The following is a 13,047-nucleotide window of genomic DNA, read 5'->3' as shown; positions in this document are numbered from 1 at the left end:
CGCGCTCATGAGCGACGGCGACTGGAGGGATGGCCGGTTCGTGCAGCGCCGGCCCTCCGCGGAGACTTTCGCCTGGGTGGCGGCGTCGATGGGTCGGGGCAGTCGCGTCGTTGGCTGTCGCCGACTGACCGGTGGCGTCTGCTCCGCGGTGAACCGGCTGACTGTCGAGCGACGTGGGGTGCGGACTTTCGTCGTACTGCGACAATACCCGGCCGGGCTTGGGCTGCAAGAGAGCTTGGAGAAGGAGATCGCCAACCTTGGGGTGGTGGCCGGAAGCGGGCTCCCGGTTCCGAGCATCCTGGCTGCCGATGTCGCTGGCGCTTCGACCGGGGGCGCGCCGTCGTTGCTGATGACACGGTTGCCGGGGCATGTCGATCTGAATCCGGCGCAACCCCGGTCGTGGATGACCAGGATCGCGGAGCTTGCCGTATCGCTGCATTCCCTCGATCTCCCCGCGAAGACGTTCAGGCCGTGGAGGGATTCCTGGATCGCCCCGCTCGACGAGTTGCAGGTCCCGGCCGACGCCCACAACCCGGCCGTGTGGAAGGCGGCCTTCGGTGCCATGGCGGCGCCGCCACCACCGGCCAATGCGGTCTTCTTGCACTGCGATTTCCTGCCGGTGAACATGCTCTGGTCGCGCGGGAGGATTACCGGGCTGACCGACTGGAATGGCATCCATCGCGGAGCGCGCGCGATTGACGTCGGGCACTGTCGGCGATATTTGGCGGCGCTCTACTCGCCCGAGTGGGCGGAGCGGCTTCGGTCGCTCTATGAGTCGATCGCCGGGGTGACGCTCGATCCGTGGTGGGACCTGTACGCCCTGCTGCACCATGACGACAGCCAACCGAAGTGGGTCCGTCGTCAGGTCGCCGGCCGCCGTCCCGTCGATGCGCCCGGCATGACCTCCCGGGTCGAGGTCGCAGTCGAGGCAGCGCTACGGCGCCTCGGGTAACAGCGCGCCCCCGGTCCGGGGGATGCCGCTGAAGGTCAACGGCCGGCGGTCGTTGCCGTTACTGGCTCAGTAACTGCGCGGCAGGCCGAGCACGTGCTCACCGAGATAGTTGAGCACCATCTCCTGGCTCAGCGGCGCGATCCGCAGCAGCCGTGCCTCACGGAAATACCGCGCCACGTGATATTCCTCCGAATAGCCCATGCCGCCATGCGTCTGCAATGCGCGGTCCGCGGCCTGGAAACCCGCGTCGGCGCACAGATATTTGGCCGTGTTCGCCTCGCGTCCACACGGCCGGCCGTGGTCATAGAGCCAGGTTGCCTTGCGCAGCACCAACTCCGCCGCGTCGAGCCGCGCCAGCGAGTCGGCCAACGGAAACTGCAGGCCCTGGTTCATGCCGATCGGCCGGCCGAAGACCTCGCGTTCGTTGCCATAGCGTACGGCCCGGCGCAGCGCCGCTCGTCCCAGACCGAGCGCTTCGGCGGCGATCAGCATCCGCTCCGGGTTGAGGCCGTCCAGAAGGTAGCGGAAACCCTGGCCTTCCGCACCGACCCGGTCCTCGGCCGGCACACGCAGGCCGTCGATGAACAGTTCGTTCGACGACACCGCGTTGCGACCCATTTTCCGGATCGGCCGAATGTCCACGTGTGCGCGGTCGAGGTCGGTGAGAAACAGCGTCATGCCGTCGGTTTTCCTCGTGACGTCCTCGATTTTGCTCGTACGCGTGAGCAGCAGGACCTTTTCCGACTCCATCGCCTTGGAAATCCACACCTTGCGGCCGTCGACGACGTAATGGTCGCCGTCACGACGCGCGAAGGTGCTGATCCTCGTCGTGTCCAGGCCGGCTTCTGGCTCTGTTACGCCAAAACACACGTGCAGGTCGCCGTCCACGATCCGCGGCAGCGTACGCCGTTTCAGGCCCTCGGAGCCGTGTACGACCACCGGGTGCATGCCGAAGATCGACAGGTGGATGGAGCTGGCGGCGTTCATGCCGCCGCCGGACTTCGCGACCTCCTCAAGGACGATCGACGCCTCGGTGATCCCGAGGCCGTGGCCGCCGTACGCCGCCGGGATGGCGACGCCGAGCCAGCCGCCACGGGCGAACGCGTCGTAGAACTCGGACGGAAACTCGTGCTCCTGGTCCTTGCGCATCCAGTAGTCGTCGTCGAACCTGCCGGCCAGCTCCGCCACCGCCGCGCGGATCGTCTCCTGGTCTGCCGTCGGTGCGAAGTCCACGCTCCGACCATAGGCCCTAGAGCTCGTCGGGGCGTCCGTCCTCGACCCGCGACCACTGCGCGATCGGCCGTCCGTCCGTACGCAGGTTGGCGCCGTCGACCGGCCACGCCTTCGACCAGCCGGCCGGCGAGTCCTCCCATGGCTCCTGGCGTCCGTAGACGGTCAGGTCCATCAGCGCGTAGCTGTAGTCCATCGCCTCGACACCGCGGCCGGTCGTCCAGTAAGTCTCGAAGACGCGGTCGCCCTCGCGCAGGTAGCAGACCAGGTGGAACATCCCGACCTGCCGTCCGGCCAGCAGCTTCTCCGCGGAGTCCTGCGCGGAGTACCACGGCATCGTCCACCCCATGAAGTCGCGATAGCGCCGCGTCTGCGCGTACGGTCCCTGCGCGAAGACGGCGTAAGTGATGTCGCGCGAATGCAGGTAGGCCAGCTCCGCGACCTGCGTGGTGTAGAAGGTGCAGCCTTCGCACTGCTCGGCCGAGGGATGGCCGTCCCACCACATGAAGTAATACGCGATGAGCTGACGCCGTCCTTCGAACGCGTCGTGCAGCGTGACCGGTCCGTCCGGTCCGAGCACCTCGATACTGGCGTCGACCTCGACCATCGGCAGCCGTCGGCGCGCCGCGGCGATCGCGCTGCCTTCGCGCGTGTGCGCCTTCTCGCGGATCCGCAGTTGGTCCAGCTCCGCCTGGAAAGTGGCGCGGTCGACGGTTGGTGGCAGGTGGTCCATGACTGTCTCCTTCTCTCAGGACTTACGGGTGAATCCGAAGGCCGCGACGGCCACGCCGAGCACGGCGAGGCCACCGATGAACAGGAAGGCCAGGTGGAAGCCGGCGAGGCCGGAGCCACTGACGAGCACGGTCGACACGGCGGCCACGCCGGCGGCACCGCCGACCTCGCGCATGGTCTCGACCAGGCCGGACGCCAGCCCGGCGGCCGACCGCGACACACCGGACAGCGCGCCGATCTGGACGGCTGGACCGCAAAATCCGAAGCCGATGCCGGCGAGCAGAAAGGCCGGCAGCAGGTCGACGGCGTACGCACCGCCTGCCGGCACTCTGGCCAGCAGCAGCGCCGCCGCGGTGACGATCAGCAGGCCGACGACCAGCAGCGAGCGCACCGGCATCCGGGTAGCGAGCCTGGCGCCGACCATCGACGCGGCGAAACTGGTGATCGTGGTGGCCAGCCAGGCCAGACCGGTCTGCACCGGCCGGTAGCCGAGGCCCTGCTGCATCAGCAGCGAGCCGATGAAGATGAACGACAGCAAGGCGCAGTAGGCGAGGAACGCGGTGAGGTTCGCGGCGACGAGCGTACGGTTGCGCACGATCGACAGCGGCACGAGCGGAGCCGCCGACCGCGCCTCGATGCGTACGAATGCAACGAGCAGTGCGACGGCCACCACGAACGGGGCCAGGTTCGAGAGGTTCAGCCAGCCGTACGTGGCGGCGTTGTGCAGTGCGTACACGAACAGCAGCAGACCGGCCGTCACCGTGGTCGCACCGGCGACGTCGAGCCGCTTCGCGCGCTCGCCACGCGGATCGGGAGCCAGGAAGGCGATGGCGAGCGCGATGAACAATACGCCGGCCGGCACGTTGATCAGAAACGACCAGCGCCAGCCCGGACCGGCCGCCAGCAGGCCGCTGGCGACGACGCCGACCGAGCCGCCGATGCCAGCGATGGCACCGAAAATGCCGACCGCGCGGTTGCGCTCAGGTCCCTCCGGAAAGGTGACGGCCAGCAGCGACAGCGCCGCCGGCACGATCAGGGCAGCACCGAAACCCTGGACGGCACGTGCCGCGATCAGCAGGCCGACCTGCTGCGCGGCACCGGCCAGCAGCGAGGCGGCGCTGAAGATCGCCAGGCCGGTCAGGAAGACGCGCCGGCGGCCGAGCTGGTCGGTCATCCGACCACCGAGCAGCAGGAAACCGCCGAGCAGCAGGGCGTACGCGACGACGACCCACTGCAGCACGCTCGGTCCGACGCCGAGATCGCGCTGCATCGACGGCAGCGCCACGTTCACGATCGCGGTGTCCAGGCCGACCATGGCCGTGGAGGTGCAGGCCAGTGCCAGCACCAGGCCACGCCTGGCCGGCGCCGCCCGACTGCTCTGGGTCCGCTCTTGGATAACTGACATCTCGGGTTCCTTCGTCTGATGGGTTTTCGTCCCACCGACGAAGCGGCCGGCGCCAGATCGACATCCGTCGCGAAAAACTTTTGCCAGTTTCGTTGACGCAGGTCAGAGCGAGTGCAGGCGGCTGCTCAGATAGCGGCGCTCGGCATCGGTCGGCGCCAGCCGCAGCGCTTGCTCGTACGCGACCTTCGCCTCGGCCACGCGACCATCGCGCCGCAGCAGGTCGGCCCGGGTGGCCGGCAGGAGGTGATAGCCGTCCAGCCGGCCGGACTCGGCCAGCTCGTCCACCAGTGCCAGGCCGGCCGCGATGCCGTCGGACATCGCCACCGCCACCGCGCGGTTGAGCTCCACGACCGGCGACGGCGCCAGCCGGGCCAGCTGCGCGTACAACGCGGCGATCTGCGGCCAGTCGGTCGACGCCGAATCGGCCGCGGTCGCGTGACAGGCGGCGATCGCGGCCTGCACCTGGTACGGCCCCGTCCGCCGGATGGCCAGCGCCTGGTCGAGCACGGCGACACCTTCGGCGATCATCGCCTGGTCCCACGCCGACCGGTCCTGCTGCTCGAGCGTCACCAGCACGCCGTCGTCCGTACGCGACGCGCGCCGGGCCTCGTTGAACAGCATCAACGCGAGCAGGCCGCGCGGCTCTGGCTCGGCCGGCATCAGCTGGACGAGCACTCGTGCCAGGTGAATCGCCTCTGCGGTCAGCGCGCGGTCGCCGTCATGCTCGTCGTAGCCCTGGTTGAAGATCAGGTAGAGCACCGCGAGCACCGCGGCCAGCCGCTCCGGCAGCAGCTCGGCGGGCGGCACCCGGTATGGAATGCCGGCCTCGGCGATCTTGCGCTTTGCGCGTACCAGCCGCTGCGCCATCGTCGGCTCGGCGGTCAGGAACGCCTTGGCGATCTCGACCGTGCTCAGGCCGGCGAGCGTACGCAGCGTGAGCGCTACCCGAGCCTCGAACGGCAGCGCCGGATGGCAGCAGGTGAAGATCAGCCGCAGCCGCTCGTCGGCGATCTCGTCCGGCTCGGGCACCGGCTCTGCCAGCACGGCCAACTGGCGCAGTTTCTCGCGCCCGGCCGCGTCACGTCGCAGCCGGTCGGTCGCGCGGTTGCGCGCGGTCGTGGTCAGCCAGGCACCTGGCCGCTTCGGGATGCCATCACGCGGCCAGGTCTCCAGCGCGCTGGCGAAGGCCTCCTGCGCGCAGTCCTCGGCGAGGTCCCAGTCGCGGATGAGGCCGATCAGCGTCGCGACCACCTGGCCCCACTCGTCGCGGTAGGCCGCGTCGACCGCCGCGCGTACGTCGTCGACCGATGCCGTCATTCCCAGACCGGACGGATCTCGACGCCACCCCACCGCGCGTACGGATGACCGGCGGCGATGGCGATCGCCTCGTCGAGATCGGCGCAGTCGATGACGACCAGGCCGCCGACGAAGTCCTTGGTTTCCGCGAACGGCCCGTCCGAGACCAGCGTCTCGCCGTCGCGGACGCGTACGGACGTGGCGGTCTCGACCGGCCGCAGCCGCAGGCCGTACAGCCGCACGTCACGCCGCTGCAGGTCGGCCAGCCAGGCCTGGTGCACCGGATCGGCGGCCAGCTCCTCGTTGCTCGGTGACCTCGACTCGTCGTCGCAGATCAGCAGGACGTACTTCATGCGGCGAGTCTGGCACGCCGGTGTGACAACGGCAGTCGCGCATTGCGTGGCTGTTTACGATCACCGCATGTGCTACTCGGAAAACGATGCCGTGCCGGCGGCTCCCGGCGACGAGGGGCCGGTGAGCGGCACTCATCTTCACCTGACCGCCGCTGACGGCGGCCGATATCCGGCCTACCTGGCCACCCCCGAGCGGCAGTCCGGTGCGCCGATCCTGTTGCTGCCGGACGCCGGTGGCCTGCATTCCTTCTACTTCGGCGCGGCCCGCCGGTTCGCCGGGCTCGGTCATCCAACGCTCGCGATCGACTACTACGGACGTACGGCCGAGTCCGACTCACGCGAGGACGACGACTTCGAACACCTGCCACACCAACAAAAGCTGCGTCGCGAGGCGATGTTGTTGGACGTGCGCGCCGGCGTCGACCACCTCGCCACGGTCGCCGACGGCGATCCGTACGTCCTCGGCTTCTGTCTCGGCGGCGGCACCGCGTTGTTGGCCGGCACGACGGACATCGGCCTCGCCGGAGTCGTCGCGTTCTATCCGTACACCGGCGAGCTCGGGCCTGACGAGCCGGCGCTGCCGGACGACTTCGTCACCGCGATGCGCCGGCCGGTGCTCGGGCTCTTCGGCGATGCCGACGCCGTGATCCCCACCGCCGTCCCACGCGCGTACGACGACTTCCTGGACAAGGCCGGCGTGCCGCACGAGATCGTCATCTATCCAGGAGCGCCACACGGTTTCTTCGAGCGGCACTATCTCGAGCGTGAGGCGCGACCGGACACGTTGGCCGATGTCTGGCAGCGCCTCACCACGTTTTTCGCCGCCTAACCGTCCAGCAGCCGCTTGCCGCTCGGATCCTTGTTGGTGTCGTAGCTGTCGCTCACCCGGTCGCGGTAGTCGGCGGCGTAGTCTCCCGCGCCGGGGTAAGCCGCGCCGACCGCCTCGGTGACGACCTCGCTGGCTTCCGAGCTGGCGAAGGCCTCCGGCGACTTCAGCGATCCGTCCGGGTTGAAGAAGTCCTCGACCTTGTAGTGATAGCCGTGCTCGGCGATGGTCTGCGCGATCTGCGCACGGATCTGCGCCGCCGCGGCCGGATCTGAGGCGATCGCGGCGTTGCCGTAGTCGACATATCCCTTCGTCTCCGCGAAACCCTGATCGACCAGCTCCGGCGCGTTGCCTTCGACCGGCGGCGAAGGCGGGATGACGCCGTCGCTGATCGCGTTGGCGATCACGTTGATGGACGCGTTCACCAACGAACCGACACCGGGGATGAAACCGCCGGCGGTGGTGGCGAGCGTACGGCCGAGCGCGATGTTGCTGAGCGTTTCCTTGTAGCGCTGGCTGTCCACCTCGTACGAGAGCTGCCGGTCGATGTCGTCGGCGTTCTGCGCCGCCGCGCCGAGGTTGCCGTCCAGCGCGGCGTTCACCGTGGCCGCCTGCCGGTAGTCGATGAGGCCGGCGTCGGCCTTGTTGAGCTGATCCTGCTCGTACGCGCCGACCTTGACCGACAGTGCGGCCAGCGCGTCCGGATTGGACGCGACCAGGGCCAGGAACCGCTGCCGGTCGCCGTCGCTGATGCCGAGGCTGCCGTCGGCACGCGACACGCCGGTCTCGTCGGCGGACGGCTCGGCGAAGTCGCCGAGATATGCGCCGGCCACGTCGGCGACGGCGAAGGCAAACTGCGGACTGTCGTGGATCGCGATGTAGGAATCGCGGAAGTGCTCGTTGTGCGGATCCGTCAGCCAGTTGATGACGTTGGCCGCCGCCGCGGTCGCGTGCGCCCGCAGCTCCGCGTTTTCCGGCGTCGCAGGCAGTTGTCCGTCAGTGGCGATCCAGGTGATCAGGCCGCTGGCGGCCTTGCCATCGTCAAGCCAGTCGTAGTCGAGGATCTTGGCCAGGGCCTGCTGGCCGTACTCGCTGGTGAGCACGTCGTAGTTGGCGAGGTGGTTGCGCGTCGACACGCTGATCAACGACTCAAGGCTGTCGTCGAAGTGCAGGATGTGCGGATCGCCGGGCAGCAGGTCGATGCGGGCCGCCAGCTGCGAGACACGGAAGGTGATCAGCGCGGAGAACTCGCGGCCGCCCTGGACGTTTTCGGCCGTATAACCGAGTACGGACGCCAGCGTGCGCCACTTCGCCAGGTAGTCGCTGATCTCGTTGGGGTTCAACGTGGTCGGCGGTTCGTTCTTGACCAGGTCCTGGATGTCCTTCGGCAGCTGCGAAAGCCCACCGGTGGTGCCGTCGCCGTCCGCGTACTGTTCGTTGGACAGCACCAGAAGTCCGCGGCCGAGTGCCTCGACGGTGGAGGCGGCGAAGTCGTTCGGATGCTGGTCGAGGAAGTTCTTGACCGTGGTCAGGCCGGTCAGACCGAGCGCTCCGTAGAAGGCGTTCAGCGCCTCGATGCCGTCCCGCGGTCCGTTGCCGGCGATGATCGCGTCGGCGAGATCGCCGATGATCGCGAGGCCCTTCTTCACTGCCTCGGTGTCACCGCGCTGGGCGGCGGCCTCGACCTGGTCGGCGAGTGCCTTGGCGTCGGCGGCCGTGATCGGCGGAGCCGTGAGGCCGCGGCCCTGGTATGCCAGATATCCGCCCCAGGACAGCAAACCGGCCTGCGCCAAGCCGTTGAGGTCGGCGTCCGTCGGCTCGCGCTGCAGCTCACCGGCGCGCGCGTCGGCGTTGTTGTGCAACTCGGTCAGCAGCGCCTGGCCTTGTGAGGTCAGGTCCGCGGACAGCTTGCTGCCGGCCGCGTCGACCTGTCCGGCGTACGCGTCCACGGCCTGCTTCTTCTCCTCCGCCGTCGCGCCGGCCGGAATGTCCGGCTGCGTCACGCCGAAGTGCGTACCCTCCGCCTGGTGCCAGGCCGCCAACAGCTTCGCGCGTTTTGCCTTGAACTCCACGACGTTGCCGGCCCAGCGGTGCGTGGTGGCCGAGCCCCAGAACAGGCCTTGGTATGCGGCTTGCCAGGCCGCCTCGTTGTAACCTGCCAGCGCCTTGATGTTGTCGGCGACGAGGTCCGAGAACCCGAGCGCCGCCGTACCGAGCGCCGCGTGTACGTCCTCACCGTGGCCGGTGATCGCCGCGGCGACCTTGGCCAGCCGGGTCGCGCTCGCCTGGATGACGCCGGGTTGTGCTGCGGTGTCGGGAATCTCCGGTGCGGCAACCATGTCAGGCCACCGGTCCGCTGATGCTGCCGCTGGTCACGCCGCGGTTGATCGGCGGGATCGTGGCATGCGCCTGGTCGAAACCGCTCGCCGCGGTCGTGTCGGTCTCCGCGGCCGCGGCTCCACCGGCCTGCACGTTCATGCCACTCTGCTCGGTAAGGTGGATGACCTGGTTGATCCGGTCGGTCCAGAGCGCCTGGTAACCCTCGTATGCCGCCGGCAGGTTGCGCTCCACAGCGGCAGCCGCCGCATCGTACGACGCGAGCTGGAAGTCGCTGCGCATGGACGCGCCACCGCTGCCGAGCGCCTCTACCGTCTGCCCGGCGCCAACCGCCTGGTTGGGGTTGACGCCGATGAACTGGCCTGCCATGGTCTTGCTCCCTCTCTATGTCGCAGTCACCCAGTGGTGAAGTCGAGAGAGGGGTAGCACGCCATGCCTTCATGACGGTTTCATGACGCATTCACGGGTTGCCTGGCCGTCGATCCTCCCCGCCAGCAGCCGGGTCAGGCCACGCCACGGAGCTGCCATGAACGCTGCAGCGTCACCCGGGCCTCGCCCTTTTGGAAGACCATCTAGGTGTACCCGGCCATCAGGTTGGTAGCAGTCGGCTGATGGGTGGTTGTCCTCCGAGTGCGCTGTGGTGGCGTTCAGTGTTGTAGTGCTGGAGCCATGGTGCAAGTGCGGCTGCGCGCTGGTTGTTGGTGGTGAATGCCTGCCGGTAGGCCCATTCGGTGGCCAGGGTCTGGGTTCAGGCGTTCGACTTTGCCGTTTGCCAGGGGCAGTGGGGTTTGATGAACTTCTGCGTGATGTTGTGGGCGGCGCAGACTTCGCGTAACGACCATCGGTAGGCCCAGGCGTTGTCGGTCATGATCCGTTCGATCCTGGTGATGCCGTAGGCAGCGAAGTAGTCGATCGCGCGTTGCAGGAACGCGGCGCATGTCGGGCCCTTTTCGTCGGGCAGGATCTCGCTGTAGGCAAGCCGGGAATGGTCCTCGATCAGGGAGTGGACGTAGTCGTAGCCGAGTTTGGTCTTCTTCTGTGCGCTGGTTTTCCCGCCGTGTGGCATCGCGCCGGATCGCCAGCCACCGCCATCGGGGATCTTGCCGAGCTTCTTGACGTCCATGCGACGTCCATGTGCACCAACTCGCCCGGACGTTCCCGCTCGTAGCGGATGGCGGTCCGCTTCGAAGACCGAATCACCTCACCAGTCATCGGGTCCAGCTCACGCAGGTAGGCCACTGCGTGGCGGCGCAGGATCCGCGAGACCGTCCGCGCCGGCACCCCCACTGTGGGGCCGAGCACGTCGGGGCCCTGGCGATGCTCCGCGCGGGCAGCCAGGACCTTTTGCTCGACCTCGTCACTGGTGCGGGTGGGCATACTGTGCGGCCGCGAGGACCGGTCGCGCAGACCGGGCTCACCTTCAGCGGCGTAACGGTCGATCCAGGTCCTCCCACACTTGCGGGACACACCCATCGCAGCGGCGATGTGGGGCTTCTTCCAGCCAGCCGCATGACGCTGAACAACCAGTCGCCGACCATGAACCGTCAGCCGAGCACTACCGTGGGACACCAGAACCTCCGAGTGGGATCGCGCCTTCGACACCTAGGGCCTGTCTGCCAAGACTTACTTGTGGGATCGAGATAACAGATGCCCACAGCGCATATTTTGCTGCAAAAGATGGAAAACAGGTGAGTCGGACAGTTTGGGATCAGCGTTCGCTAATGATAGAATGTCGTACATGAGTACGAGCGTGGACACCGCGATCGAGCAGGTCCGCGCGTTGGGTGACGATCAGGTGAAGGCGTTTGTGCGGCAGGCGTGCCAGGCGCATCTGCGCTCGTACGCGGAGCTGGTCGCCGCGGTGGCGGCGTTGGAAAACCGTGGCATCGCCGCCGCGGACGGGTTCCCGGTGCGGCGGGTGGCGCAGTTGGTGAAACAGCTGACCCGGCTGTCGTTGGCCGACTGCCGGGCGCTGGTGAAAGTCGCCCGGATGACCACCCGCCAGCCCGCCGGCAGGTCCTGCTTCACCGAAACCGAGCTGCCGGCCACCGCCGCCGCGTTAGCCGACGGCGCAGTCAATCCCAGCCACGTACGGGAATCATCACCGCGATGTCGACCGTGCCGCCGGACTGGCCCGACCGCGACGGCATCGAAGCCCCACTAGCCACCCTGGCCCGGTCGGGCCACCCCGAGGACGTCAAAGAGCTCGGCAAAGTCATCGCCGACCGGGTCGAGCAGGAAACCCCACCACCAGACAACGATGATGGGGAGCGGTTGGCCGACCCGGACCGGCGGCTGCGGATCACCGAACGCCTGGACGGGCGGGTCGTGATCGCCGGCAGCATCGACCAGGAAACCGCCATCCAGCTGAACGCGTTCATGTCCGCGTTCGCCCGGCCCCGCGACACCACCGACACCCGCAGCACCGAACGCCGCCAAGGCGACGCCCTCGCCGAACTGGTCCATCACGGTGTGACCTGCACCGGGATGCTACCCAACGAGACACGCCCGCAGATCATTCTCACCCTGTCCTGGGAGGACCTGCGCAAAGACGTGCACCGGATCCTGATGACCGGGTACGGCCTCATCAGCCCCGCAGCCGCGCGGCGGCTGTGCTGCGACGCCCAGATCATCCCGGTCGTCCTGGACGGTAAAAGTTTGCCGCTGGATGTCGGCACCGCCTCACGCACCGCCACCACCACGATCCGCCGAGCGCTGGTCCTGCGCGACGGCGGCTGCGCCTTCCCCGGCTGCGACCACCCAGCACACTGGTGCGACGCACACCACGTCACACCGTGGGAGTTCGGCGGGCAAACCACACCGCACAACATGACGCTACTGTGCCTTGCCCACCACCAAATCCTGCACCACAACCAATGGACAATCCAGATGCTCAACGGCGTACCGTACTTCGTCCCACCCGCCTCCATCGACCCGACACAGACACCCATCCGCCACACCGCTACTCGATGCGCTGCTGAGCCGGGGTCTGCCCAGACTTCGGTTGACACCGGGGTTGACTGTTTCTCAGGCCGCTGATGCGGCTGTGTAGATGGTCTCAAACTCGACCAGGGGTGAGCTTGCCCAGGGGCGCCTTGCCGGCGTTTGCGATGGCACTTCGTCTCGATCCAGGACACCACCTGCGCCGACCTGGCCCATCGACCCGGCCAACCCATGAGCGCGCAACAGGCGGCCGGTGAGCCGCCGACCGGAATAGGGCGCCCCGGTCGGAGCGGACGACGACACCGCGCGGGTCGCGGAGCGCGTGGATAGGGCTTGGGCACAACGACATCCATCCAAGCAAGACCGAAGCCTCACACATGAGGTGTCGACCAGACTCTGGGCAGACACCCGCCGTACGCGCCGCACCATGCGCCCAGGGTTGACACCCTGTCTACGACGGCACGGCCTCGGCAAAGTCGCTATCTGTTGGCGACTCCCGCCAACGCCAACACCGACTCCGGGGCATCCGCGATCCGCATTACGGTTGAACAGGTAGCCTTGCCGCCGGTGTGAATGTTTACCATCACCGGATGACCGATCGTGACGCGCTGCTGGACACCGACCGGCGCTTCTTCGCGGCTCTGACGGCCGGCGATTCGGCCGCGTTGGACAGCCTGCTCACCGATGACTTCCTGCTGGTGGCGGTCAGCGGCGGCGGCGTGGTCGATCGCACCACACTGTTGACGGCGGTGACCACCGGCGCGCTGACTTTTCCGGCTATCAAAGCCTTTCCCGAGCAGGCAGTGGTACGGCGCGTCGGTCCCGTCGGGATCGTGGTGGGACGCACGGCGATGACCTTCGACGCCGGCTCCACGACGGCCGTCCAGAGCCGCTACACGCACGTCTTCCGCACCGGCCCGGACGGCTGGCAGCTGATGTCGGCCCAGGGCACCGAAATCACCGCCAGCTGACG

General features: G+C 68.0%; 12 protein-coding genes and 1 pseudogene. 5 read left to right on the top strand and 8 right to left on the bottom strand.

Going from position 1 to position 13,047, the window contains the following annotated elements; genetic code table 11:
* Positions 1–7: 7 nt before the first annotated feature.
* Positions 8–952: a phosphotransferase family protein gene (locus tag GNX95_RS05000; RefSeq protein ID WP_163505957.1), complete on the top strand. Its 945-nt coding sequence runs from the start codon at positions 8–10 to the stop codon at positions 950–952.
* A gap of 66 nt (positions 953–1,018) precedes the next feature.
* Here GNX95_RS05000 and GNX95_RS04995 read toward each other — a convergent pair whose 3' ends face one another.
* From GNX95_RS04995 to GNX95_RS04975, 5 genes are all read right to left on the bottom strand, one after another.
* Positions 1,019–2,185, bottom strand: a complete 1,167-nt coding sequence (locus tag GNX95_RS04995) for an acyl-CoA dehydrogenase family protein (RefSeq protein ID WP_163505956.1) — start codon at positions 2,183–2,185, stop codon at positions 1,019–1,021.
* Positions 2,186–2,201: 16 nt separating this feature from the next.
* Positions 2,202–2,915 (bottom strand): DUF899 family protein, encoded by a 714-nt coding sequence (locus GNX95_RS04990; RefSeq protein ID WP_163505955.1) that lies wholly within the window; start codon positions 2,913–2,915, stop codon positions 2,202–2,204.
* Positions 2,916–2,930: 15 nt separating this feature from the next.
* Entirely contained in the window at positions 2,931–4,319 is a 1,389-nt protein-coding gene (locus tag GNX95_RS04985) for an MFS transporter (RefSeq protein ID WP_163505954.1), read from the bottom strand.
* A gap of 102 nt (positions 4,320–4,421) precedes the next feature.
* The gene (locus GNX95_RS04980) at positions 4,422–5,636 is read right to left on the bottom strand and encodes an RNA polymerase sigma factor (protein WP_163505953.1); all 1,215 of its coding nucleotides are present in this window, start codon (positions 5,634–5,636) and stop codon (positions 4,422–4,424) included.
* Positions 5,633–5,968: a YciI family protein gene (locus tag GNX95_RS04975; RefSeq protein ID WP_163505952.1), complete on the bottom strand. Its 336-nt coding sequence runs from the start codon at positions 5,966–5,968 to the stop codon at positions 5,633–5,635. Before GNX95_RS04975 ends, GNX95_RS04980 begins: the two co-directional genes overlap by 4 nt.
* 67 nt (positions 5,969–6,035) lie before the next feature.
* On the opposite strand from GNX95_RS04975, the gene GNX95_RS04970 reads away from it, so the two are divergent.
* On the top strand, positions 6,036–6,797 hold the full coding sequence (locus GNX95_RS04970; RefSeq protein ID WP_163505951.1) for a dienelactone hydrolase family protein: 762 nt from the start codon (positions 6,036–6,038) through the stop codon (positions 6,795–6,797).
* Here GNX95_RS04970 and GNX95_RS04965 read toward each other — a convergent pair.
* The 3 genes and pseudogenes from GNX95_RS04965 to GNX95_RS04955 all read right to left on the bottom strand — a co-directional run bounded on the left by GNX95_RS04965 (position 6,794) and on the right by GNX95_RS04955 (position 10,700).
* On the bottom strand, positions 6,794–9,133 hold the full coding sequence (locus GNX95_RS04965) for a TPR repeat domain-containing protein (protein WP_163505950.1): 2,340 nt from the start codon (positions 9,131–9,133) through the stop codon (positions 6,794–6,796). The two genes, GNX95_RS04970 and GNX95_RS04965, sit on opposite strands and share 4 nt — an antisense overlap.
* A 1-nt stretch (position 9,134) precedes the next feature.
* Positions 9,135–9,500 (bottom strand): hypothetical protein, encoded by a 366-nt coding sequence (locus tag GNX95_RS04960; RefSeq protein WP_163505949.1) that lies wholly within the window; start codon positions 9,498–9,500, stop codon positions 9,135–9,137.
* A gap of 220 nt (positions 9,501–9,720) precedes the next feature.
* A pseudogene (locus tag GNX95_RS04955) lies at positions 9,721–10,700 on the bottom strand (IS481 family transposase).
* Positions 10,701–10,869: 169 nt separating this feature from the next.
* On the opposite strand from GNX95_RS04955, the gene GNX95_RS43740 reads away from it, so the two are divergent.
* The 3 genes from GNX95_RS43740 (at position 10,870) to GNX95_RS04940 (ending at position 13,045) form a co-directional block, all read left to right on the top strand.
* On the top strand, positions 10,870–11,295 hold the full coding sequence (locus GNX95_RS43740) for a DUF222 domain-containing protein (RefSeq protein ID WP_163505948.1): 426 nt from the start codon (positions 10,870–10,872) through the stop codon (positions 11,293–11,295).
* Positions 11,241–12,170, top strand: a complete 930-nt coding sequence (locus GNX95_RS04945) for an HNH endonuclease signature motif containing protein (RefSeq protein ID WP_163505947.1) — start codon at positions 11,241–11,243, stop codon at positions 12,168–12,170. Before GNX95_RS43740 ends, GNX95_RS04945 begins: the two co-directional genes overlap by 55 nt.
* Positions 12,171–12,664: 494 nt before the next feature.
* The gene (locus tag GNX95_RS04940) at positions 12,665–13,045 is read left to right on the top strand and encodes a nuclear transport factor 2 family protein (RefSeq protein WP_163505946.1); all 381 of its coding nucleotides are present in this window, start codon (positions 12,665–12,667) and stop codon (positions 13,043–13,045) included.
* Positions 13,046–13,047 lie beyond the last annotated feature (2 nt).

The organism is Fodinicola acaciae (genome assembly GCF_010993745.1).
Classification (GTDB): Bacteria; Actinomycetota; Actinomycetes; order Mycobacteriales; family HKI-0501; genus Fodinicola; species Fodinicola acaciae.
The sequence above is the reverse complement of the archived record's forward strand: the minus strand, read 5'-3'. Positions and strand labels throughout refer to the sequence as shown.